The 23,923-nt window shown below is 70.7% G+C and carries 20 protein-coding genes; 4 read left to right on the top strand and 16 right to left on the bottom strand.

The genetic code is table 11. The features are described 5' to 3' along the window. Positions 1-76: 76 nt before the first annotated feature. From ACZ67T_RS06010 to rsmH, 16 genes are all read right to left on the bottom strand, one after another. On the bottom strand, positions 77-1,282 hold the full coding sequence (locus tag ACZ67T_RS06010; protein ID WP_469981766.1) for a DivIVA domain-containing protein: 1,206 nt from the start codon (positions 1,280-1,282) through the stop codon (positions 77-79). Between the two features lie 46 nt (positions 1,283-1,328). After that, entirely contained in the window at positions 1,329-1,613 is a 285-nt protein-coding gene (locus tag ACZ67T_RS06005) for a YggT family protein (RefSeq protein ID WP_033318070.1), read from the bottom strand. Positions 1,614-1,687: 74 nt separating this feature from the next. Then, the gene (locus tag ACZ67T_RS06000; protein WP_127832995.1) at positions 1,688-2,326 is read right to left on the bottom strand and encodes a cell division protein SepF; all 639 of its coding nucleotides are present in this window, start codon (positions 2,324-2,326) and stop codon (positions 1,688-1,690) included. Between the two features lie 127 nt (positions 2,327-2,453). Next, entirely contained in the window at positions 2,454-3,173 is a 720-nt protein-coding gene (locus ACZ67T_RS05995; protein ID WP_469981765.1) for a YggS family pyridoxal phosphate-dependent enzyme, read from the bottom strand. A 6-nt stretch (positions 3,174-3,179) separates the two neighbouring features. Next, on the bottom strand, positions 3,180-3,911 hold the full coding sequence (gene pgeF / locus ACZ67T_RS05990) for a peptidoglycan editing factor PgeF (protein WP_469981764.1): 732 nt from the start codon (positions 3,909-3,911) through the stop codon (positions 3,180-3,182). Between the two features lie 35 nt (positions 3,912-3,946). Further along, complete coding sequence (ftsZ, locus tag ACZ67T_RS05985; protein ID WP_469981763.1) at positions 3,947-5,158, bottom strand: cell division protein FtsZ; 1,212 nt, start codon at positions 5,156-5,158, stop codon at positions 3,947-3,949. 285 nt (positions 5,159-5,443) lie between these two features. Next, complete coding sequence (locus ACZ67T_RS05980; RefSeq protein WP_469981762.1) at positions 5,444-6,286, bottom strand: cell division protein FtsQ/DivIB; 843 nt, start codon at positions 6,284-6,286, stop codon at positions 5,444-5,446. A 91-nt stretch (positions 6,287-6,377) separates the two neighbouring features. Continuing rightward, the gene (gene murG / locus ACZ67T_RS05975) at positions 6,378-7,472 is read right to left on the bottom strand and encodes an undecaprenyldiphospho-muramoylpentapeptide beta-N-acetylglucosaminyltransferase (protein WP_356283418.1); all 1,095 of its coding nucleotides are present in this window, start codon (positions 7,470-7,472) and stop codon (positions 6,378-6,380) included. Between the two features lie 6 nt (positions 7,473-7,478). Continuing rightward, a complete protein-coding gene (ftsW, locus tag ACZ67T_RS05970) occupies positions 7,479-8,792 on the bottom strand; it encodes a putative lipid II flippase FtsW (protein ID WP_469981761.1) in 1,314 nt (437 codons plus the stop codon). An 86-nt stretch (positions 8,793-8,878) separates the two neighbouring features. Then, a complete protein-coding gene (gene murD, locus ACZ67T_RS05965; RefSeq protein WP_469981760.1) occupies positions 8,879-10,318 on the bottom strand; it encodes a UDP-N-acetylmuramoyl-L-alanine--D-glutamate ligase in 1,440 nt (479 codons plus the stop codon). Then, positions 10,300-11,373, bottom strand: coding sequence for a phospho-N-acetylmuramoyl-pentapeptide-transferase (gene mraY / locus ACZ67T_RS05960; protein ID WP_100592220.1), 1,074 nt, complete (start codon positions 11,371-11,373; stop codon positions 10,300-10,302). The genes murD and mraY overlap by 19 nt, the downstream gene beginning before the upstream one ends. Continuing rightward, positions 11,370-12,797 carry a UDP-N-acetylmuramoyl-tripeptide--D-alanyl-D-alanine ligase gene (locus tag ACZ67T_RS05955; RefSeq protein WP_469981759.1) on the bottom strand — a complete coding sequence of 476 codons (1,428 nt, stop codon included), beginning with the start codon at positions 12,795-12,797 and terminating at the stop codon, positions 11,370-11,372. Before ACZ67T_RS05955 ends, mraY begins: the two co-directional genes overlap by 4 nt. A 4-nt stretch (positions 12,798-12,801) precedes the next feature. After that, positions 12,802-14,466: a UDP-N-acetylmuramoyl-L-alanyl-D-glutamate--2,6-diaminopimelate ligase gene (locus ACZ67T_RS05950; RefSeq protein WP_469981758.1), complete on the bottom strand. Its 1,665-nt coding sequence runs from the start codon at positions 14,464-14,466 to the stop codon at positions 12,802-12,804. A gap of 31 nt (positions 14,467-14,497) precedes the next feature. Beyond that, entirely contained in the window at positions 14,498-16,465 is a 1,968-nt protein-coding gene (locus ACZ67T_RS05945) for a peptidoglycan D,D-transpeptidase FtsI family protein (protein ID WP_469981757.1), read from the bottom strand. A 4-nt stretch (positions 16,466-16,469) separates the two neighbouring features. Further along, positions 16,470-17,009 (bottom strand): cell division protein FtsL, encoded by a 540-nt coding sequence (gene ftsL, locus ACZ67T_RS05940; RefSeq protein WP_469981756.1) that lies wholly within the window; start codon positions 17,007-17,009, stop codon positions 16,470-16,472. Between the two features lie 25 nt (positions 17,010-17,034). Then, the gene (gene rsmH, locus ACZ67T_RS05935) at positions 17,035-17,994 is read right to left on the bottom strand and encodes a 16S rRNA (cytosine(1402)-N(4))-methyltransferase RsmH (RefSeq protein WP_100592215.1); all 960 of its coding nucleotides are present in this window, start codon (positions 17,992-17,994) and stop codon (positions 17,035-17,037) included. A gap of 318 nt (positions 17,995-18,312) precedes the next feature. Here rsmH and ACZ67T_RS05930 point away from each other — a divergent pair, with 318 nt between their 5' ends. The 4 genes from ACZ67T_RS05930 (at position 18,313) to ACZ67T_RS05915 (ending at position 23,878) form a co-directional block, all read left to right on the top strand. Next, entirely contained in the window at positions 18,313-18,861 is a 549-nt protein-coding gene (locus ACZ67T_RS05930; protein ID WP_469981755.1) for a beta-class carbonic anhydrase, read from the top strand. Between the two features lie 196 nt (positions 18,862-19,057). Beyond that, positions 19,058-20,077 (top strand): AAA family ATPase, encoded by a 1,020-nt coding sequence (locus tag ACZ67T_RS05925; RefSeq protein ID WP_326776168.1) that lies wholly within the window; start codon positions 19,058-19,060, stop codon positions 20,075-20,077. Beyond that, on the top strand, positions 20,077-21,426 hold the full coding sequence (locus tag ACZ67T_RS05920) for a DUF58 domain-containing protein (RefSeq protein WP_469981754.1): 1,350 nt from the start codon (positions 20,077-20,079) through the stop codon (positions 21,424-21,426). The genes ACZ67T_RS05925 and ACZ67T_RS05920 overlap by 1 nt, the downstream gene beginning before the upstream one ends. Positions 21,427-21,460: 34 nt before the next feature. After that, on the top strand, positions 21,461-23,878 hold the full coding sequence (locus tag ACZ67T_RS05915; protein WP_469981753.1) for a transglutaminase TgpA family protein: 2,418 nt from the start codon (positions 21,461-21,463) through the stop codon (positions 23,876-23,878). Positions 23,879-23,923 lie beyond the last annotated feature (45 nt).

Raw genomic sequence — 23,923 nt, 5'->3', positions numbered from 1 at the left:
GCAAAGGGCCGGGCCCCCGGAAATCCGGGGGCCCGGCCCTTGAACGCTGCCGACGCCTAAGGCGTGGTCACGCCCGTCAGTTGTCGTCCTCGTCGATGAGGAAACCGCGCATCGGCGACGGAGCCTGCTGCATCGGCGCGGGACCCTGCGGCCGCACCGGCGCCATCGGCTGGGTCATCGCCGGTGACATCTGCTGCTGGCCGCCGTAGGACGGACCGGCCGGAGGCTGGTTGCCGCCCATGGTCTGGTTGCCGCCGTAGGACGGGGCACCCGCACCGGCCGACGCCATGGAAGGCGCGGGCGACGGCGGCAGCGACGCGGTCGCGGGCGTCCGCGGGGGAGCCAGCGAGTCGTCGGCCTGAGTCTCCAGCTGACGCAGCTGCGACTCGAGGTAGGACTTCAGACGCGTGCGGTACTCGCGCTCGAAGCCACGCAGGTCCTCGACCTTGCGCTCCAGCGTGGCGCGGGCGGACTCCAGGGAGCCCATCGCGACGCGGTGCTTCTCCTGCGCGTCCCGCTCCAGGGCGTCGGCCTTGGCACGGGCGTCACGCTCGAGACCCTCGGCGCGGCTGCGGGCCTCGCCGACGATCTTGTTGGCCTCGGAACGGGCCTCCGCGATCGCCTGGTCGGCGGTCTGCTGCGCAAGGGAGAGGACACGGGCGGCGCTGTCGCCACCGGGACCCTGACCGGGCTGCGGCATCTGCGGACCGTGACCGCCCATGGGGCCACCCATGGGACCGCCCATCGGGCCGCCCATCTGCTGCTGCAGCTGGCCCTGGCCCATCTGGCCCTGACCGAGCTGGTTCTGGCCGGGGTGACCCTGACCCATCGGACCCTGGCCCATCGGACCCTGGCCCATCGGACCCTGGCCCATCGGACCGGGACCCTGCTGGCCGGGACCCTGCGGACCGTGTCCACCGGGGCCTGCGGGCAGCTGCGGCGCACCGCTGGGCAGCTGGGGCGGGCCGCCCATGGGGCCACCCATCTGCTGCTGCGGCTGCACCGGCTGCGGACCCGATATTGCGGCGGGCACCGGCGCACCGGGACCGCGCTGGTCCTGCGGTTCCGGAGGCTTGCGCATGCCTCCCTGCTGCTGGTTCTGCGCAGCGGCGCGGGTGGCTGCGGCGAGCTTCGCGCGCAGGTCCTCGTTCTCTCGGAGAAGGCGAGTCAGTTCGCCTTCGACCTCGTCGAGGAAGGCATCGACCTCGTCCTCGTCATAGCCTTCTCGGAGGCGGACGGTCGTGAACTGCTTGTTCCGCACGTCCTCGGGGGTCAACGGCATCTCTTCACCTCAACGTAGTCGTCGGCATTCGGCAAGACCGTATCGTTCACAGCCGGCTCACGACGGAGATCAGGATGTAGACGATGATCATCAGTACGAAGAAGGACAGGTCGAGCGCCACGCCCCCGAGACGCAGCGGCGGAATGAACCGCCGCAGAAGCTTGAGCGGTGGATCAGTGACAGTGTAGGTGGCCTCAAGTACGACCACCATCGCCTTGCCGGGTTGCCACGAGCGGGCGAACTGGAAGACGTAGTCCATGACCAGCCGGAAGATCAGCACGATGAGGAAACACATCAGCGCGATGTAGACAACATCCAAAACCACGCTCATGTCCGCGGTTCCCTCTCCCCTGTGTCCCGTGCCTCGTTGCCAGTGCTGCACCGGCACTTCACCGGTGCTGCGTCTCAGCTCTGATTGAAGAACCCGCCCTCTGCGATGCGGGCCTTGTCCTCTGCCGTGACATCGACGTTAGCAGGCGACAACAGGAACACCTTCTGCGTCACCCGCTCAATGCTGCCGTGCAGACCGAAGACAAGACCGGCGGCAAAGTCGACAAGTCGCTTCGCGTCGGTGTCGTCCATCTCCGTCAGATTCATGATCACAGGAGTGCCCTCACGGAAGTGTTCCCCGATGGTACGGGCCTCGTTGTACGTCCGGGGGTGCAGCGTCGTGATGCGGTAGGGCTCCCGCTCGGACACAACCTTGGGCATGATCACCGGTGCGTTCTTCTCCAGACTCTGGCGTTCAGGTGTGATGGATGCCACGGGGGCGATTCGCGCCGGACGTCCGGATTCCGCGGGCAGCGGGGCCGGTTCGCGCTGGGCGGGAGGCTGTACCACTCGTACCGATTCGTCCCGTTGGGACTGATGTGGCTGATGAGTGTTGTGCGACTGATGCGACGATTCGTGCCGCCTGCGGTCCCGCTCGGGCTCGGGGTCCAGCTCGGGCTCGAAGTCGTCGTCGGGGTCGAAGCCCCGGCCGTCGTACCCATCGTCCTCCACGAGGCCGAGGTAGACCGCCATCTTGCGCATCGCGCCGGCCATTGCTCTGAGTCCTCCGCTCTGTGGTGGATCGGCTGACGTCAACCAAAGTGCCTGCGATCCACGCGATCTCCCCGCCCATCAGCGAGAATGACCATATTTTCTGCTGTGGTCCGACTTCTTGGCGACGTTACCCGAGCCTGGGTCGGACTCCGAGTACCGCCGTACCGACGCGCACATGTGTCGCTCCGGCCGCCACGGCCTGTTCGAGGTCCGCACTCATCCCTGCTGACACCATGTTCGCAGCCGGATGAGCCCGGCGCAGGTCAGTCGACAAATCCATCAGCCACTCGAACGCGGCCTGTTGGCGGTCCGCGTACGGGCCGGTCAGTGGTGCGACCGTCATCAGACCGTCGAGGCGCAAACCGGGAGCGTCCGCCACAAGTGCCGCCAACTCCCCGATTCCGCCCGGCCCCACGCCCCCGCGCTCGCCCCGCCCGTTCTCCCCGGCGTCGAGCGCGACCTGGATCAGGCATCCGAGTTCACGCTCCGCGCGCACGGCCGCCGTCGACAGCGACGTGACGAGCTTCGAGCGGTCGACGGACTGCACGACATCGGCATAACCGACCACGGAGCGAACCTTGTTGGTCTGCAGCTGACCGACAAAGTGCCACCGGAGCGGCAGGTCCGCGCACTCCGCCGCCTTGGGCGCCGCGTCCTGGTCGCGATTCTCGGCGACATCGCGCACACCGAGTTCCGACAAGATCCGCACATCGCTCGCGGGATACGTCTTGGTGACCACGATCAGGGTCACTTCCTCGCGCTTACGGCCTGCGGCGACGCACGCCGAAGCGATACGTTCCTCCACTTGTGCCAGATTTGCTGCGAGTTGAGCCTTACGGTCCGTCATGTCCCATCAGTCCAGCCAGACATAGCCTGCGAGCCGACCGGTGGTGCGGTCGCGGCGGTACGAGAAGTGGTCGTGCGACTCCAGGGTGCACACCGGCGACTGCTGCCGGTCACGCACCCCGAGCCGCTCCAGCTGGGCATGCACTCCCGCGGTCACATCGACGGCAGGGGTGCCCCAGCTGGTTTCGGCGTACGCCGCGGGTTCCACGGCGGCCACCTCGGCGCGCATCCCCTCCGGGACTTCGTAGCACTTCCCGCAGACGGCGGGGCCGGTGCGGGCCACGATGCGGGCGGGTTCGGCGCCGAGTTCCACCATCGCCGCGATCGCCGCGGGGACGACTCCGGCGACCATGCCGGGGCGTCCGGCGTGGGCGGCGGCGGCGATTCCCGCGACGGGATCGGCGAGCAGGACCGGGGTGCAGTCCGCGGTGAGCACGGCGAGAGCGAGTCCGCGCCGTGCGGTGACGATCGCGTCGACGGACGGGATGTCGGCGGCCGTACCCCAGGGCCCGTCCACCACCGCGACGTCCGGGCCGTGCACCTGGTTCATCCAGACCACGTGCGCCGGGTCGAGGCCGAGCGACTGCGCCGCACTCCTGCGGTTGGCACGGACGGCGGCCGGGTCGTCGCCGACCGCGCCGCCGAGGTTGAGCTCCTCGTACGGAGCGGCGCTCACCCCGCCCCACCGGTCGGTGAAGGCGAAGTGGGCGCCGCTCGCGTGGTCGCGCTGTCCTATCACTTCAGGAGGTCACTTCTGCAGGTCACTTGTGCCGGTCACTTCAGGAAGTCCGGCACGTCCAGCTCTTCGGCCTGGCTGTCCTGGTAGGGACGGGCCGGCGGAATCTGCGGCGGGGCGACCGGGGCGGACGGCATCTCGTTCACCGGGGCGGCCTCGACGGGCTCCGGAGCCTTCGGCTCGTCGCGCGGGGTGACGCTGCCGAGGCTGCCGAAGGACGGTCGGGCCTCGGTGGCTCGCGGCGCCGGCTCCTCGCGCTTGGCGGACGCGCCGCCGATCACGTTGTCCCGCTTGGACGGCGGCTGTCCGCCGTCGAAGCCGGCCGCGATGACCGTGACCCGCACCTCGTCGCCCAGGGCGTCGTCGATGACGGCACCGAAGATGATGTTGGCCTCGGGGTGTGCGGCCTCACTGACCAGCTGCGCCGCCTCGTTGATCTCGAAGAGACCGAGGTCGGAGCCGCCGGAGATGGAGAGCAGCACGCCGCGGGCGCCGTCGATGGACGCTTCGAGGAGCGGCGAGGAGATCGCCATCTCCGCGGCGGCCACCGCGCGGTCGTCGCCGCGGGCGGAGCCGATGCCCATGAGCGCCGAACCGGCCTCGGACATGACCGACTTGACGTCGGCGAAGTCGAGGTTGATCAGGCCGGGCGTGGTGATCAGGTCGGTGATGCCCTGGACACCGGACAGCAGGACCTGGTCGGCCGACTTGAAGGCGTCGAGGACGGAGACCTGCCGGTCCGAGATGGACAGGAGACGGTCGTTGGGGATGACGATGAGGGTGTCGACCTCTTCGCGGAGCTCGGCGATGCCGTCCTCCGCCTGGTTCGCCCGGCGCCGGCCCTCGAAGGTGAACGGCCGGGTGACCACACCGATCGTCAGGGCGCCCAGCGAGCGTGCGATGTTGGCGACGACAGGTGCGCCGCCGGTGCCGGTGCCACCGCCTTCGCCGGCGGTGACGAAGACCATGTCGGCCCCCTTGAGGACCTCCTCGATCTCCTCGCGGTGATCCTCGGCCGCCTTGCGTCCGACGGCCGGATTGGCTCCGGCGCCGAGTCCGCGGGTGAGTTCACGGCCGACGTCGAGCTTGACGTCCGCGTCGCTCATCAACAGGGCTTGCGCGTCGGTGTTGATGGCGATGAACTCGACGCCCTTGAGACCGACCTCGATCATCCGGTTGATGGCATTGACACCACCGCCGCCGACACCGATGACTTTGATGACTGCGAGGTAGTTCTGCGGTGCTGCCACGTCGAAGGCCTCTCGCCTCGAGTTACGTGTCGCCGCCTCGCATTGGTACGTTGCGACGACTGATGCCGAATTGGGGCGGCCCGGACTGCTTGTCTGCCGACCCGAACCCTAACGCTGAAGTTTAGGGTTACCAGTGTGTCTGTTCCCTGGACTCTTCCGAACAGGACACTAAGTCGACAAGTGGCGCACGTTCAACGAACACGCCGAACCTCCCGTTTTTCTTTTCACCCTATGTGATCAGCCGTAGCAGTGCCCAACCAGGGTGCTGGCCTGCGCTGATGCGCGTCAACTCCCCGATGACGCAGGGGCGGTGGGGACACTTACGTCGAAGTGCCGCGCCTTCGGGGCCGCTTTCATGAGGGCGGTGAGCGTGGTCGCCTTGATGTCGCCCTTCTCGCCGCTTCCCCATGCGACGGTGCGGCCACCACTCAACTCCAGGGACACATCGTCGTATGAACGGACCCTGACCGCACGGGTGTCACGGGCCACGGCCGGGGGCAGATCGCCCGTGACGCGGACCGCCTCACGCACCAGACGGTCGGGCCCGAAGCGCCGAAGGCTTGCCGCGGCGCCCGACTGATTCGGCGTCAATTCCAGTCGGGGAACGCCCCGGGGCGCCTTCTGCACGGTCGCGAAACGGACACCCTTGGCATCAATTTCGACGAACTTGCCCACACTGGTGCCCCCTTCACCATTTCCGCCCTTATTACCGTTTTTACCGTTTTCGGCAATGAGGACCGGCTTGCGCTCGGTCACTTTCAATCCGATTCCGTGCGGCCAGGAACGCGTGACCTCAACCGAGTCGATCCGGGGCAATTCACGCCGAAGACGGTCCTCAATAGCGCCCGTATCGACGGAAATCAGCGGGGCGCCGACCGGAACGGCTGCGGCCGCCCGCACTTGAGCGGGCGTCAGGACCCCCGTCCCCGAGGTCGTCACGCGCTCCACCCTCAGCCACTGAGAGCCGTACAGGAGCCAGATGGCGCCGGCGCCGAGCAGGAGGAGCGCGACCCCCGTCACGATCAGGAGACGCAGGCGCGGCAGGCGCAGGCGGCCCCGAGGGGGCCGGGGCGGGCCGGACTTCGGCTTGTGCCGCTCGCCGCGGTCTGCGGTCGTCGGTCCGGCCACGCGCACTCCCGTTCCTGGCTCGGTTCACCTCCGGGGCGCCTCGACCGGTGGCGAGAGCCCGGCGCGCCCCTTCGGCTCACTCGCCGGTGTGTTATTGGCGGTGGCGCGAGGCGATCGCCTCGCGCACCATGCCGACGAGCAGCTCGTCGGCGTCCCGGCGGCCGAACTCGGAGGCGGCGCGGGACATCTCGTACAGCCGGTGCGGGTCGCCGAGCACGGGCAGGACGTTGCCCATGATCCACTCGGGCGTCAGTTCCGCGTCGTCGACCAGCAGTCCGCCGCCGGCCTTGACCACCGGCTGGGCGTTGAGCCGCTGTTCGCCGTTGCCGATGGGCAGCGGGACGTAGGCGGCGGGGAGCCCGACGGCGGAGAGTTCGGCGACGGTCATCGCGCCCGCGCGGCAGAGCATCATGTCGGCCGCGGCGTACGCGAGGTCCATCCGGTCCACGTACGGTACCGGGATGTACGGGGGCATCCCCGGCATCTGCTGGACGTGCGGCAGTTCGTTCTTCGGGCCGACGACGTGCAGGATCTGGATGCCGGACTGCTGGAGCAGCGGAGCGACCCGCTGGACGACCTCGTTGAGGCGGCGGGCGCCCTGGGAGCCGCCGGAGACGAGGAGCGTCGGCAGGTTCGGGTCGAGGCCGAAGGCGGCGCGCGCCTCGGGCCGTACGCGCGCCCGGTCGAGCGTGGCGATGGTGCGGCGCAGCGGGATGCCGATGTAGCGGGAGCCGCGCAGCTTGCTGTCGGGCGTCGAGACCGCGACGCCCGCGGCGTAGCGGGAACCGATCTTGTTGGCGAGGCCGGGGCGGGCGTTGGCCTCGTGCACGACGATCGGCACACCGAGACGCTTGGCCGCGAGGTAGCCGGGCAGGGCGACATAGCCGCCGAAGCCGACGACGCAGTCCGCCTTGGTGCGCTCCAGGATCTGCTCGGCCGCCTTGATCGTGCCGCGCAGCCGGCCCGGGACGGTGATCAGTTCAGGGGTTGGCTTGCGCGGCAGCGGTACGGCGGGGATCAGCGCGAGTTCGTATCCGCGCTCGGGTACGAGCCGCGTCTCGAGCCCCTTCTCCGTACCGAGGGCCGTGATGCCCACGGTCGGGTCCTGCCTGCGCAGGGCGTCCGCGAGGGCGAGCGCGGGCTCGATGTGGCCGGCGGTCCCCCCGCCGGCGAGTACGACATGCACCGAAATTCACCGCTCTCCGGACGTACGCGCCGTGGCGCGCCGTCGCATCGTGTTCCATCTCATCCGAGGCTGCCGCATGGCCAGGGCCGCCCGCGCCGCGGGTTCCTGCCGCGCGAACGCGATCAGAAGTCCTACGGCGAACATGGTCGGCAGCAACGCTGACCCCCCGTACGAGAACAGCGGGAGCGGGACACCGGCGATCGGCAGGAGACCGAGCACCGCACCGAGATTGACCACGGCCTGAGCCGTGATCCAGGTGGTCACGCCACCCGCGGCGTACCTCACGAAGGGGTCCTCCGTGCGTCCGGCCACGCGGATACCCGCATAGCCTAGAGCCGCGTACAGGGCGAGCACCGACAGCGTCCCCGCAAGGCCCAGTTCCTCACCGGTGACGGCGAAGATGAAGTCGGTGTGCGCTTCGGGGAGTTGGCCCCATTTTTCCACACTTGCCCCGAGCCCGGATCCGAAGAAACCGCCCGAAGCAAGAGCGTAGATGCCGTGCAGTCCCTGCCAGCAGATGTCGTCGGGGCCCGCGTCCGTGGAGCCGAGGCAGGACAGGCGCGCCATGCGGTTCGGGCTGGTCCTGATGAGGAAGACGCCGATGGCGGCCGCGACGGAGAGCACACCGACGAACAGACGGGTGGGCGCCCCGGCCAGCCAGAGCAGTCCGAAGAGGATGGCGGTGAGCAGGATCGCCGTGCCCATGTCGCCGCCGAGCATGATCAGTCCGAGCAGCAGGAAGGCCACCGGGACGAGCGGCACCAGCATGTGCTTCCACTGGGTGAGCAGCCGCTTGTCGTGCTTGCGCGCCATGAGGTCCGCGCCCCACAGGACGAGGGCCAGCTTCCCGAACTCGCTGGGCTGGAGCATGAAGGGGCCGCCCAGCGAGATCCAGTTCTGGTTGCCCCCGATGGAGACTCCTATCCCCGGCACCTGCACGAGGACCATCAGGAAGACGCTGACGGCGAGCAGCGGGTAGGACAGCGCGCGGTGCAGCTTCACCGGCATCCGCATGGCGGCGAACAGCAGTGCCCCGCCGATCACCGCCGCGAGGAACTGCTTGCGGAAGTAGTACGAGCTGGGCAGCCCGTTCTGCAGGGCCGTGATCACCGAGGCCGAGTAGACCATCACCAGGCCGAGCACGGTGATCAGGAGGCTGGAGCCGAGGATCAGGTAGTAGGCGGTGAGAGGGCGGTCCCAGGCCCGGCGGGCCCGGGTGTAGAGGCGCCGTACGGGGCTGACGCGGGCCGGCCCGGCCGGTTTCCTCGGGGGTCGCGCCGCCGGGGACCGCCGGGCCGCCCGCGCGCTGCTGCCGGGCATCAGCTCACCCCACCGCTGTACGACGATGACGCTGCCACGATCCCCTCCCGAGGGTGCCCGGCGTCACCGGGCACCCGAAGGCCCCGTCAGACGCTCGTGGAGCCGAGTTCGCGGACCGCTTCCGCGAACGCGTCGCCACGCTTGTTGTAGTTGGTGAACATGTCCATCGACGCACAGGCCGGGGCCATCAGCACGGTGTCCCCCGGCCGGGCGAGCCGCGCGGCCTCCCGGACCGCCTGCGACATCGCACCAGTGTCGGTCCGGTCGAGGTCGACCACCGGGACGTGGGGGGCGTGTCGCGCGAGGGCTTCCCGGATCAGCGCGCGGTCCTGGCCGAACAGGACGACCCCGCGCAGCCGCTTCGCCGACCTGGTGACGAGCTCGTCGAAGGTCGCGCCCTTGGCGAGCCCGCCCGCGATCCACACGATCGACTCGTACGCGGCCAAAGAGGCTTCCGCGGCATGGGTGTTGGTCGCCTTGGAGTCGTCGACGTACGCGACCGAGTCGACGTCGGCGACGTGCGCGATGCGGTGCGCGTCCGGCGTGAAGGCACGCAGTCCGTCGCGTACGGCGGCGGGCTCGACGCCGAAGGCCCGTGCGAGGGCGGCGGCCGCGAGGGCGTTGGCGATGTTGTGCGGGGCGGGCGGGTTGACGTCCGCGACCTCGGCCAGCTCCTGGGCGTTCTTGTGCCGGTTGTCGACGAAGGCCCGGTCGACCAGGATGCCGTCCACGACGCCCAGTTGGGACGGGCCGGGCGTGCCGAGGGTGAAGCCGATCGCGCGGCAGCCCTCCTCGACGTCGGCCTCGCGGACCAGGTCCTCGGTGGCCGGGTCGGCGACGTTGTAGACGCACGCGACCTGATTGCCCTCGTAGATACGGCCCTTGTCGGCGGCGTACGCCTCCATGGACCCGTGCCAGTCGAGGTGGTCGGGCGCGAGGTTGAGGACCACTCCGGAGTGGGCGCGCAACGAGGGCGCCCAGTGCAGCTGGTACGAGGAGAGCTCGACGGCGAACACGTCGTACGCGTCGTCGCCTTCGAGCACGACGTCGATGATCGGCGTGCCGATGTTGCCGACGGCGGCCGTGCGCAGGCCCGCCGCTTCCAGGATCGAGGCGAGCATCTGCGTCGTGGTGGTCTTGCCGTTGGTGCCCGTGACGGCGAGCCAGGGGGCGGCGCCGGGGCCACGCAGGCGCCAGGCGATCTCCACGTCCCCGACGACGTCCACGCCGGCCTGTGCCGCCGCCGCGAAGAGCGGGGACGAGGGCTTCCAGCCGGGTGACGTGACGACGAGTTCGGTGCCTTCGGGGAGCGTCTCGGCGTCCCCGAGCCGGGCCTCGACGCCGAGCCGCGCGAGCTCGGCCGCCCTGGCGCGGTGCGACTCGCTGTCGCCGCCGTCCACGACCGTGACCGACGCGCCGAGGCCGGCCAGGGCGCGGGCGGCGCTGATGCCGCTCACGCCGAGACCGGCGACGGTGACTCGCTTGTTCTGCCAGTCGGACCCAGTGGTCACTTGTCGGCTGCCCATCCCGCGTAGAAGAGGCCGAGTCCGACGATCACGCACATGCCCTGGATGATCCAGAAGCGGACCACCACAAGGACTTCGGACCAGCCCTTGAGTTCGAAGTGGTGTTGCAGTGGCGCCATGCGGAAGACGCGCTTGCCGGTGAGCCGGAAGGAGCCGACCTGGATGACCACGGACATGGTGATCAGGACGAACAGGCCGCCGAGCAGGGCGAGCAGGAACTCCGTGCGGGAGCAGATGGCCAGACCCGCGAGGGCGCCGCCGAGCGCGAGGGAGCCGGTGTCACCCATGAAGATCTTCGCGGGCGAGGTGTTCCACCACAGGAAGCCGAAGCAGGCGCCCATCAGGGCGGATGCCACGACCGCCAGGTCGAGTGGGTCTCTGACCTCGAAACAGGCGGCGGGGTTGGTGAGGGTCTGCGCGTTGGCGCAGGACTCCTGGAACTGCCAGACACCGATGAAGGTGTACGCGCCGAAGACCATCACGGAGGCGCCGGTGGCGAGGCCGTCGAGGCCGTCCGTGAGGTTCACGCCGTTCGACATCGCGAGGATCATGAACAGCGCCCAGACCACGAACAGGACCGGGCCGATCGTCCAGCCGAAGTCCTGCACGAAGGAGAGCTTCGTGGAGGCAGGGGTGTTGCCGCGGTTGTCGGCGAACTGGAGGGAGAGCACCGCGAAGGCGATGCCGACGGTCAGCTGTCCGGCCATCTTCGCCTTGGCCCGCAGGCCGAGCGAGCGGCGCTTGACGATCTTGATGTAGTCGTCGAGGAAGCCGACCAGGCCCATGCCGCCCATCAGACCGAGCACCAGCAGGCCCGACAGGGTCGGCGCGGCGCCGGTGATGATCTTGCTCATGAAGTACGCGATGAACGTCGCCAGGATGAAGGCGATACCACCCATCGTCGGCGTACCGCGCTTGGCATGGTGCTCGCGCGGGCCGTCGTCACGGATGTACTGGCCATAGCCCTTGCGCGCAAGGAGCTTGATCAGCAGGGGCGTCCCGATCAGGGTCAGGAAGAGCCCGATCACACCCGCGAAGAGGATCTGCTTCATCATCGGGCAGCAACCTCGCCCACGTTGTCGCCGTCGACGGCGAGCAGCGCCTGCGCGACACTCTCCAGGCCCACCGACCTCGAGGCCTTCACGAGCACGACGTCACCCGGGCGCAGCTCGCTGCGCAACAGGTCGACAGCCGCCTGTGCGTCGGACACGTGCACCGACTCCTCACCCCACGAACCCTCGTTATAGGCGCCCAGTTGCAGCCAGGACGCTTCCCTGCCCCCGACTGCCACGAGCTTGCTGACGTTGAGCCGGACGGCAAGCCGTCCGACCGCGTCGTGCTCGGCCAGCGCCTCGTCCCCGAGCTCGGCCATAAGACCGAGCACCGCCCATGTACGGCCCCCCTTTGCCCGCCGGGTCTTGCCCATCGCTGCGAGCGCTCGCAGAGCGGCTCGCATGGACTCGGGGTTCGCGTTGTAGGCGTCGTTGACGACCGTCACGCCGTCCGGGCGCTCGGTGACCTCCATACGCCAGCGGGACAGCGTGCCCGCCTCGGAGAGCGCGAGGGCGATCTCGTCCACGGACATGCCAAGGTCATGGGCGACGGCGGCCGCGGCGAGCGCGTTCGACACGTGGTGCTCACCGTACAGGCGCAAGGTCACGTCGCTGCACCCGGAGGGTGTGCGAAGGCTGAAGGAAGGCTGTCCGTTCTCCGTGAGCCGGACATTCTCGGCGCGTACGTCGGCGTCGTCGCCCTCTCCGAAGAGCAGCACCTTCGCCTTCGTGCGGGAGGCCATCGCGCGGACCAGCGGGTCGTCGGCGTTGAGGATCGCGGTGCCGTCGGCCGGCAGGCTCTCGACGAGCTCGCCCTTGGCCTCGGCGATCTGCTCGCGGCCGCCGAACTCGCCGATGTGCGCGGTCCCGACGTTGAGGACGACGCCGATCCTCGGCGGGGTCAGACCGGTGAGGTACCGGATGTGGCCCTTGCCGCGCGCGCCCATCTCCAGGACGAGGTAGCGGGTGTCGTCGGTGGCGCTCAGCGCGGTCAGCGGCAGGCCGATCTCGTTGTTCAACGAGCCCGGCGTGAAGACCGTGGGCGCCTTGCGGCGCAGGACCTGGGCGATCAGGTCCTTGGTGCTGGTCTTGCCAGCGGAACCGGTGAGCGCGACGAGGGTGACGCCGAGCCGTTCGACGACGCTGCGCGCCAGCGCGCCGAGGGCGGCCTGCACGTCGTCGACAACGATGGCGGGCACCCCGACCGGGCGCGAGGCGAGCACGGCGGCCGCTCCGGCGTCCACCACGGCGGCCGCGTAGTCGTGGCCGTCGACGCGCTCGCCGACGAAGGCGACGAAGAGGCTGCCGGGCTCCACTTCACGGGAGTCCCTGACGACCGGTCCGGTGACCTCGACGGACGGATCCGGTATGTCGTACGTCTGCCCGCCGACGACTGTGGCGATCTCGGCGAGGGAGAGGGCGATCACAACTTCATCCCTGGGTTTGCTGGATAGCTTCGCGAAGCACCAGGCGGTCGTCGAAGGGACGCACCACCCCGGCGATGTCCTGGCCCTGCTCGTGGCCCTTGCCCGCGATCAGGACGGTGTCGCCCGGCTGCGCGCGGGCGACCACGGCGGCGATGGCCGCCGCCCTGTCCTCGAAGACCTGGACCTCGCCGCGCTCGTGGGCCGGCACCTCGGCGGCGCCGGCGAGCATCGTGGCGAGGATCGCGAGGGGGTCCTCGGAGCGGGGGTTGTCCGATGTCAGTACGGCGGTGTCGGCGAGCCGGGCGGCGGCGGCGCCCATCGGCATCCGCTTGGTGATGTCACGGTCGCCGCCGCAGCCGAGCACGATGTGCAGCTTGTTCTCGGTGACCTTGCGCAGCGCGCGCAGCACGGACTCGACGGCGTCGGTCTTGTGCGCGTAGTCGACGACCGCGAGGTACGGCTGGCCGGCGTCGACGCGCTCCAGGCGGCCGGGGACGCCCGGCACGGCGGCGACGCCGTCCGCGGCCTGCTGCGGGTCGATGCCCGCGACGGTGAGCGCGACGATCGCGGCGAGCGCGTTGGCCACGTTGAACGGCCCGGCGAGCGGGGACTTGGCGGTGATCCGCTCGCCCTTGGGGCCGACGGCCACGAAGGCGGAGTCGAACGGGCCGACCTCGACGTCCTCGGCGCGCCAGTCGGCGTCCGGGTGGCCCTCGGCGGAGAAGGTCACGACGGGCACCTCGGACTCGCCGACCAGGCGGCGGCCGTACTCGTCGTCGAAGTTCACGACGCCCTGTTTGCTGCGTGCACGCGTGAACAGCTGTGCCTTGGCCCGGAAGTAGTCCTCCATGTCGGAGTGGAACTCCATGTGTTCCGGGCTGAGGTTGTTGAAGACCGCCACGTCGAAGACGCAGCCGTCGACCCGGCCGAGCACGAGGGCGTGGCTGGAGACCTCCATGGCGACCGCGTCCACGCCGCGCTCGCGCATCACCGCGAACAGCGCCTGGAGGTCGGTGGCTTCGGGGGTGGTGCGCTCCGACTTGATGCGCTCGTCGCCGATGCGCATCTCGACCGTGCCGATGAGTCCGGTGCTGCGCATCGTGCGCAGGCCGCCCTCGATCAGGTAGGCCGTCGTGGTCTTGCCGGAGGTACCGGTGATCCCGATCTGGAGCAGATCGCGGCCGGGGTGGCCGTAGATCGTGGCCGCCAGCTCGCCCATCCGGCCGCGCGGGTCCTCCACGACGAGGGCCGGCAGACCGGCCGCCTCGACGCGTGCGGCGCCCGACGGGTCGGTGAGGGCGGCGACGGCGCCGAGGCTCGCGGCCTGGGCGGCGAAGTCGGCACCGTGGAAGCGGGCGCCGGGCAGGGCCGCGTAGATGTCGCCGGGGCGCACGGCGCGCGAGTCGTGCGTGATGCCGGTGCTCCCCGTCGACGCCGTGGGCTCTTCGGGCGCGGGGACACCCAGCTGATCTGCGAGATCGGCAAGTCGCGTCGCGGTGACCTGCACCGGTCGCGGCGGTCCCGGATAGGTCACGGGAGCGCCCTTCTGCGTGGTTTGGGACTGATCAGCTTGTGGCACGGCGGTGAGCGTACCGGGCGCACCACCCATGGAGCGAAGTGAGGGGCGTGGCGCGGGCTGGTTCCCGGGGTCCGGGGTGATCGTTGTCACGGGCTGTACCTGGTCACTCTCGGGGCTCGGGTCAGGGCTGGAAGCTGACGGGCAGCCGGGCGGGCCCGGCGCCGGTGGGCGGGACCTGGAGCGTCTTGAGGGCGAACTCCATGACCTGCTTGTAGATGGGGCCGCAGATCTGACCACCGAAGTAGCCGCCCTTGGTGGCGTTCTGGATCGCGCAGTAGACGGTGACGCGGGGCTGGTCGGCGGGGGCGAAACCGGCGAAGGACGAGGTGTAGCCCTTGTATCTGCCGGTGGCCGGATCTACTCGGTTGGCGGTGCCGGTCTTTCCGGCGACGCGGTAGCCGGGGATGCGCGCCTTGGCGCCGGTGCCCTCCTCGTCGTCCACGACGGACTCGAGCATCTGCGCGACCCTCTTGGCCGTTTTCGCGCTGACGACCCGGTTCTCCTTGGGCTTCGGGGCCGGGGTGAACCTGCCGTCGGGTCCCTTGGTGCCGCGTACGAGGGTGGGCTCCACGCGTACGCCGCCGTTGGCGATGGTCGAGTAGACGGAGGCCGCCTGCATCGCGTTGATGGAGAAACCCTGGCCGAAAGGGATCGTGTACTGCTGCGAGGTCGACCACTTGTCGGCGGGGGCCAGGATGCCCGGCGTCTCGCCCGGGAAGTCGAGCCCGGTGGGGCGGCCGATGCCGAACTTGCGCAGGTACGACGAGAGCACCCGGTTGGCCTGGGGCTGGGTCTTGCCGAGCTGGCCCGTGGCCAGGATGGTGCCGATGTTGCTGGACTTGGCGAGCACGCCGTTCAGCGTGAGGTGCCAGGTGGGGTGGTCGATGTCGTCCTGGAAGAGCCGGTCGCCGCGGTGCAGCCGGTTGGGCACCGTGACGTGTGTGTCAGGCGTGGCCGCGTTCTCCTCGAGAACGGCGGCCATCGACATGACCTTCGCCGTGGAGCCGGGCTCGTACGCGTCCTGGAGCGCGGCGTTGCCCATGGCCGTGGAGTTGGCCTGCGAGAGGTCGTTGGGGTCGAAGCCTGGCGCGTTGGCCATCGCCAGGACCTCACCGGTCCGGGTGTCCTGCACCATCACGTAGCCGCGGTCCGCGCCCGACTTCTTCACCTGGTCGGTGATGGCCTTCTGGGCGGCCCACTGGATGTCGCGGTCGATGGTGAGCTCGACCTCCGAACCGGGCACGGCGGGCTGCTCGTTGCTGCCGGCCGTGGGCACCTGGCGGCCGCCGGACTGGGCGTACTTGATCTTGCCGGGCTTGCCCGCGAGATCCTTGTTCAGCTGCTGCTCGACACCGCCGCCGCCCTTGCCGTCCGCGTTGACCCAGCCCAGTATCCCGGCGGCCAGATCGCCGTTCGGGTACACGCGCTTGCTGCTGGGGTCGGCGAAGACTCCGGCGATGACGCTCGCCGACTTCTCCCGGTCCGCCTTCTCCGCGAGCGTGCTCTTTAGGTCCTTGATCTGCTTCCAGACCTGGGGGGTCTGGCGGCGGGCCAGCAGGACGTAGCGCGTCCTGGGGGTCCGCAGCTTCTTCGCGACCACGTCGGCGTCCATGCCGAGGATCGGGGCGAGGAGCGCCGCGGCCTGCTCGGGCGCGTCCCCCGGCACCACCGGGGACGGGGTGTTCTTGCCGGACACGGTGTCCGCCGGCCGGAACATCGTGGGGTCGGCCGTGATGTCGTACGCATCCACGCTGGTGGCGAGCGCGACACCGCTGCGGTCCGTGATCCCGCCGCGCTCGGCCGCGAGGACGTGCTCGACGTACCGGTGCTGTTCGGCCTTGGCCGCGTACGCGCTGGCGTCGACGGCCTGCACCTGGAGCAGGCGTACGACGAAGGCGATGAGGACGAGGGTGAGGCCGAGGCTGACCATGCGCAGCCGGGGGCGCGGGCTGCCGAGGCGCAGGGCGGCGGGCGCCTTGACGGGGGCCGGGCGCGGGCGCCGCGCGCCGGGGCTGGGGCGCCGGGGGGCTGGGCGGCCGTTCCTCGCGGGTGCCGGGATCCGGCGTCGCGGGGGCTCCCTGTCGGTCATTCCGTCACCTGCCGGAGGTCGAGGGCGCGGGTTTCACCTGCGAGGACGTGGGGTTCGGGGTGGTCTTGGGGGTCGCCGACGGGGTCGGCGAGGCGCTCGGGGTCGGCGAGGCGCTCGGGGTCCTGCCCACGACCTCGGGCGGGGGCGGCGCGGGGCGCCACAGCGCGGAGGGGGCCGCCGCGCTGGGAACGCCGCGCACGGTGCCGTCGGGGTTGAGGAAGGCCGGGTCGCCGCCGGGGACCATGCCCAGCTCGCGGGCGCGGCGCTGCAGGGAGTCGGGGGCCGCGTAGGCGTCGACGTCGCGCTGGAGCGCCTGCTCGTCCTCGGTGAGGTCGGTCGTCTGCTTCTTGATGTCGTTCAGCCTGAACGACCCTTCGTTGAGCGCCGAGTTCAGCATCAGGAGCGTGATCAGCCCGCCGCCGAGCAGAAGCACGACGAGGAGCACGAACGGTGTGCGGGCGGCCTGCCTGCCGCCCGCGGGCCCCGAGGGCAGCAGCCGCGCGAGTCGCGCGGCCCTCCCCCGCAGTTCGCCCCTGGGACTCATCGACCCCTCCTCGCGCGCCCGGAACTCACCCGGCGACCTCCTCGCGGATGCGCTGCGCACCCCGCAGCCGAGCCGGGGCCGCCCGGCGGTTCTCGGCGACCTCTTCCTCCGTGGGGAGCTCGGCGCCGCGCGTGAGCAGCTTGAGCCGCGGCTGGTAGCGCTCGGGGACGACCGGGAGCCCGGGCGGCGCGGTGTTCGCGGCGCCGGCCGCGAACACCTGCTTCACGAGCCGGTCCTCGAGCGAGTGGTACGACAGGACCGCGATACGTCCCCCGACGGCGAGCGCCTGCACGGCGGCCGGGATCGCCCGCTCCAGGACGCTGAGTTCGCCGTTCACCTCGATACGCAGAGCCTGGAAGGTGCGCTTGGCGGGGTTGCCGCCGGTGCGCTTGGCGGCCTGCGGCAGCGCGTCGCGGATCAGTTCCACGAGCCGGGCGCTGTTACTGAAGGGCTCCTTCTCGCGCTCGCGCACGACCGCCGAGACGATCCGCTTGGCCTGCTTCTCCTCGCCGTACGCGCGCAGGATCCGCACCAGCTCGCCCGGGGGGTACGTGTTGAGGACCTCGGCGGCGCTCATTCCGGTCGTCTGGTCCATGCGCATGTCGAGCGGCGCGTCCTGCGCGTAGGCGAAGCCGCGGTCGGCCTCGTCGAGCTGCATGGAGGAGACGCCCAGGTCGAAGAGGACGCCCTGCACGCGCGGGACACCGAGCCGGTCGAGGACCTCGGGCAGCTCGTCGTAGACGGCGTGTACGAGGGTGGCGCGGTCGCCGAACGGGGCGAGGCGCTCACCGGAGAGGCGCAGGGCCTCCTTGTCGCGGTCGAGACCGACGAGGCGGCAGGAGGGGAACGTGGAGAGGAGGGCCTCGCTGTGTCCGCCGAGGCCGAGCGTGCAGTCGACGACGACCGCTCCCGGCTCGGCGAGGGCCGGGGCCAACAGGTCCAGGCAGCGCTGGAGCATCACCGGGACATGTCGGGTCTGGCTCAAGGGGCCCTCTCAGTTCCGGCGCGGCGCCCACGCACCGCCGGGGTGCTCGTCGCGCACGTGGTGAAGAGTCCGGTGAAGTGCCGGGATCTTCGGTGTTTCCTGGGGTTTCCGCGTCACTTTAGTCCACCGTGTCGCCCGGTCAATCAACCGGCCTGCGCGTCGCGCGCCGCCTCTTCGCGATGCCACGGATCAGGAGGAATCACCCGTACGGGCGAGTCGGCGACACCTCTGTGGGTTACCTCACAACAAGCCGCGATGACGTTCTTTGTCCCCTCTCACAGCGGGCTTGTCCGGGGAGTGACCATTACCGTCATAGCTATGACGACTTCCGCATCCCTCCCTGCCGAGTCCGAAGGCGCCATAACCGTCGACGGCACCGTGACCGACCGACTCGTCGAGGCGAACCAGCGCTACGCAGCGGCGTTCACCGACCCCGGCATGGACGCCCGGCCCGTCCTGAAGGTGGCCGTCGTGGCGTGCATGGACGCCCGGCTCGACCTGCACGACGCCCTGGGTCTCGAACTGGGCGACTGTCACACCATCCGCAACGCGGGCGGCGTCGTCACCGACGACGTCATCCGCTCGCTCACCATCAGCCAGCGGGCGCTCGGCACCCGCAGTGTGGTCCTCATCCACCACACCGGCTGCGGCCTGGAGAGCCTCACGGAGGAGTTCCGCCACGAGCTGGAGATGGAGGTCGGCCAGCGCCCGGCCTGGGCCGTCGAGGCGTTCCGCGACGTCGACCAGGACGTGCGCCAGTCGATGCAGCGCGTGCGGACGTCCCCGTTCCTGATGGACACCGGCAATGTGCGCGGATTCGTCTTCGATGTGAAGACGGGTCTCCTCCGGGAGATCGATCCCGCGTAACAAACGGCCGCAAGACCCGACATATCACTGGCAGTTATCCACAGGCGGATGACACGAACCGGTAACGGCAACAAGAATGCGGAGTGGCACCCCGCGCGAGGAGACGGAACTCCTCGCGCGTGGTGTCCGTGTTTCGGGGTGGGCCGGGCCGCAGCCAAGAGCGTCGGCCCGGAAAGTACGGGCCGAGGAGGGCCGGGTGACGACCTATGACGATCGAGCGAGCCTCACTGATCTGACCACCACTGTGGAGCGGGTCCGCAGGTCGGTGGAGGGTGTGATCGAGGGCAAGCCGGAGGTCGTACGGCTTTCGCTGACGGTGCTCCTGGCCGAGGGACACCTGCTCATCGAGGATGTACCGGGCGTCGGCAAGACCATGCTGGCGAAGGCGCTCGCCAAGTCCATCGACTGCTCGGTGCGTCGCATCCAGTTCACGCCCGACCTGCTGCCGTCGGACATCACCGGTGTGTCCATCTGGGACCAGCAGCGTCGGGACTTCGAGTTCAAGCCGGGGGCGATCTTCGCGCAGATCGTGATCGGCGACGAGATCAACCGCGCGTCCCCGAAGACGCAGTCGGCGCTCCTGGAGTCCATGGAGGAGCGCCAGGTCACCATCGACGGGCAGACGTACGAGCTGCCCAGCCCCTTCATGGTGGTGGCCACGCAGAACCCGGTCGAGATGGAGGGCACGTACCCGCTGCCCGAGGCGCAGCGCGACCGGTTCATGGCCCGGGTGTCGATCGGCTACCCCAGCCCCGAGGCCGAGCTGCAGATGCTCGACATCCACGGCGGTGCCTCCCCGCTGGACGACCTCCAGCCGGTGGCGCACGCGCACGACATCGTGAAGCTCGTCGACGCCGTCCGCTCGGTCCACGTGGCCGACTCGGTACGGCGGTACGCGGTCGACCTGGTCGCCGCCACGCGCAGCCATCCCGACCTCAGACTCGGCGCCTCGCCGCGCGCCACGCTTCATCTGCTGCGGGCGGCGAAGGCATCCGCGGCGCTGAGCGGGCGTGAGTACGCCCTGCCCGACGACGTGCAAGCGCTCGCCGTGCAGGTCCTCGCGCACCGCCTGCTGCCCACCGCCCAGGCCCAGTTGAACCGGCGCACGTCCGAGCAGGTGGTCCTGGAGATCCTCCAGCACACAGCGGTCCCGGCCGCCTCGGGCCACGGATCCCCGATGTACGGCCAGCAGCCGCCCGGCGCCCGGAGGCTGTGATGGCCGACGGGGGAGGCTTCGGGGGTGACGACGACAAGGGCGGCCTCCGGGTCGCGCTCTCGGGGCTGACCACCAGGGGCCGTTCGTTCCTGGCCGCCGGGATCGCGGCGGCGATCTGCGCGTACGTCCTGGGGCAGGCCGATCTGCTCCGGGTCGGCCTGCTGCTCGCCGTGCTGCCGCTGGTCTGCGCGATCGTGCTCTACCGCACGCGCTACCGGGTCTCGAGCAGCCGACGCCTGTCCCCCGCGCGCGTGCCCGCGGGCAGCGAGGCCCGCGTCCACCTCCGGATGGACAACGTCTCGCGGCTGCCCACCGGCCTGCTGATGCTCCAGGACCGGGTGCCGTACGTGCTCGGGCCGCGCCCTCGTTTCGTCCTGGACCGGGTGGAGGCGGGCGGACGCCGCGAGGTGTCGTACCGCGTGCGCTCGGACCTGCGGGGCCGCTATCCGCTCGGCCCGCTCCAGCTGCGCCTGACGGACCCGTTCGGCCTGTGCGAACTGTCCCGCTCCTTCTCCACGTACGACACCCTCACGGTCATCCCGCGCGTGGAGCCGCTGCCCGCGGTGCGGCTGACCGGAGAGGCCAAGGGGTACGGCGACGGGCGGAACCGCTCGCTGGCCCTGGCCGGCGAGGACGACGTGATCCCGCGCGGCTACCGCTACGGAGACGACCTGCGCCGCGTGCACTGGCGCTCGACCGCGCGATACGGCGAGCTGATGGTGCGCCGCGAGGAGCAGCCGCAGCGGGCCCGCTGCACGGTGCTCCTCGACACCCGGCGCCTCGCCTTCCAGGGCACGGGTCCCGACTCGGCCTTCGAGTGGGCGGTGTCCGGTACGGCCTCGACGCTGTTCCACATGCTCGAACGGGGCTTCTCCGTACGCCTGCTGACCGATACGGGCACTTCGGTGCCGGGCGAGGGGTCCGACGGGTTCGCGGGCGCCAGCCAGGAGTCGGCGGACGCGGCCGGACTGATGATGGACACGCTCGCCGTCGTCGACCACTCGGACGGATCGGGGCTCTCGCGCGCCTACGACGTGCTGCGCGGGGGGAACGAGGGGCTGCTGGTGGCCTTCTTCGGCGATCTCGACGAGGAACAGACGGCGGTCGCCGCCAAGATGCGGCAGCGCAGCGGCGGCGCCGTCGCCTTCGTCCTGGACAGCGGGGCCTGGACGGGCGGCGCCCCTTCGGAGCGCTGCGAGGAGCGGCTGCGGATGCTGCGCGAGGCGGGCTGGTCCGCCCTCGCCGTCCCGCCCGGCAGGTCCTTGACCGAGCTGTGGCAGGACGCCGACCGGCAACGGGCTGCCACGGGCGCGGAGAGCGGACCGGCGGTGGCGGGGTGGGGTTCTTGATCATGCGTGATGTCACAGGGGGAAAGGCGCGGTCATGAGTGGAGGCGCTCGGCTGACGCTGTGTGCGACGGCAGCCACGTTCATGGCGGCGTGTGCCCTGCTGCCGCTCGTCGACATGGCGACCTGGATCGTCCAGGCCGCGTTCCTCCTGGTCGTCCAGGCCGGGGTGGGTGCACTGACCCGGCGCGTGCCTCTCGCGCGGCCGCTCACGGTGACCGTGCAGGCGCTCGTGTCGCTGCTGCTGCTGACTCTGCTGTTCGCGAACGCCCAGGCGATCGGCGGGGTGCTGCCGGGGCCGGACGCGTTCCGTCACTTCGGGGAGCTGCTCCAGGCGGGCGGCGACGACGTGGGGCGGTTCGCGATCCCCGCGCCGCTGTCCGACGGGATCCGGCTGATGCTGGTGGGCGGTGTCCTGGTGATCGGCCTCGCGGTGGACGCCCTCGCGGTGACGTTCCGCAGCGCGGCGCCCGCCGGGCTGCCGCTGCTCGCCCTCTACTCGGTCGCCGCGGGCCTCTCCCAGGGCTCCGCCGACTGGCTGTGGTTCCTGCTCGCCGCCGGCGGCTATCTGCTGCTGCTCCTCGCCGAGGGCCGGGACCGGCTCTCGCAGTGGGGGCGCGTCTTCGGCGGTACGGCCCGCTCACCGGGCCGCGCGGGCGGCGCGGTGGAGAGCAGGGCCGGCGCCGTGGCCCCGCTCCGTACGGGCCGCCGCATCGGCGCGCTCGCGCTCGGCATCGCCCTCGTGGTGCCGCTCGCACTGCCCGCGCTCGACGGCGGCCTGCTCGGCCCGTCGGGCACGGGGACGGGTGTGGGCTCCGGAGGCGGCGGCACCATCTCCGCCGTGAACCCCCTGGTCTCCCTTCAGAACAGCCTGAATCAGCCCGAGGACCGGGAGGTGATGTCGTACCGCACGAACTCGAAGAACACCCAGGACCTGTATCTGCGGATCGTCTCCCTCGACGAGTTCGACGGGACGACCTGGCGGCCCGCCAAGCGCAGCATCATCGACGTGCCCTCGCCGTTCCCGAGCCCCCGTGGCCTCGGCGCGGACGTCCGCAGGACGGAGATCCGCACGAACATCGCGGCGGCCGGCTGGTACGCCCAGGACTGGCTGCCGCTCCCCTACCCGGCGACGAAGGTCGACATCTCGGGACGCTGGCGGTACGAGCCGGTGGGCCGGACCCTCGTCGGCGATCACGACCAGACCACGCGGGGCAAGAAGTACAGCGTCGAGAGCCTGATCGTGCAGCCGACCGCCGAGCAGCTGGCGAACGCTCCCGCGGCACCGAGCGAGCTGCGCCGGGAGTTCACCAAGGTGCCGTCCTCGCTGCCGGCGATCGTCGAGAAGACGGCGCTGCGCGTCACCCAGGGCGCGGCGAACGACTACCAGCGGGCCGTGAAGCTCCAGGACTACTTCGCCGTGAACGGCGGCTTCACGTACAACACGGAGGTCCGGGCGGGCAGCGGCTCCTCGGCCATCGCCCGTTTCCTGAAGGACAAGGAAGGCTTCTGCGTCCACTTCTCCTTCTCGATGGCCGCGATGGCCAGAACTCTGGGGATTCCGGCGCGGGTGGCGGTGGGCTTCACGCCGGGCTCTCCGCAGGCGGACGGGCAGATGTCGGTCGGCCTGCGGGACGCTCACGCGTGGCCCGAGCTGTACTTCGAGGGCGTGGGCTGGACCCGCTTCGAGCCGACGCCGAACCGCGGCACGGCGCCCGAGTACACGCGTAGCGACACCCCGGCGGGCAGCCCGAGCAACCCGGCGGCGCCCAGCGAGGCCGCTTCGTCGGAGCCCTCGGCGGGGCAGCCCTCCGCGTCGGACAACTGCCCGGCGGCCGAGCGGAAGCTGGGCGGCTGCTCGAACACCGCGCCCGCGGTGATCGGCGCGTCCGGCGACGACGGCCCGCCCTACGGCACGATCGCCCTCATCGCGCTCGGTGTACTGCTGGTGGTGCTCGTGCCGCTGCTCCCGATGCTGTGGCGGCAGCGGGTACGGGCGGTGCGGCTCGGCTCGCCCGGCCGCACGGACGGGGACGCGGCGGCACGCGCCCTCGCGGCGTGGCTGGAAGTGACCGATACGGCGTGGGACCACGGCATCGCACCGGACGAGTCGCAGACGCCGCGGACGGCGGCCGCGCGGATCGTCCGCGTCGGACAGCTCGACCAGGTGGCGGCGGACTCCGTGCACCGGGTGGCGGCCGCGGTGGAACAGGTCCTCTACGCGCCGAGGCCGCAGCCGACGGCGGGCCTCGGGGACGACGTGCGCCGCCTTGAGCAGGGCCTGCGCGCCAAGTCGAGCCGCTCGGCCCGGCTGCGGGCGACGCTCGCACCGCGCTCGACCGTTCGAGTGGCGTGGAGACTTTCGCAGCACTGGGCGGAGCTCGGCTCCCGCTGGACGGCTCGGAAGTCGACGCTCCTGCGGCGTCCGCGGCGGCCTTCCCGCCAGGAGAGCTGAGGGAGGCGCCCGCTCGTTGCGCAAGCGGGCCACGCCGAGGCGCCG

This window comes from Streptomyces sp. NPDC107517 (assembly GCF_055582645.1).
Note: the sequence above shows the minus strand (reverse complement) of the source record. Positions and strands in the feature narration are given on the sequence as shown.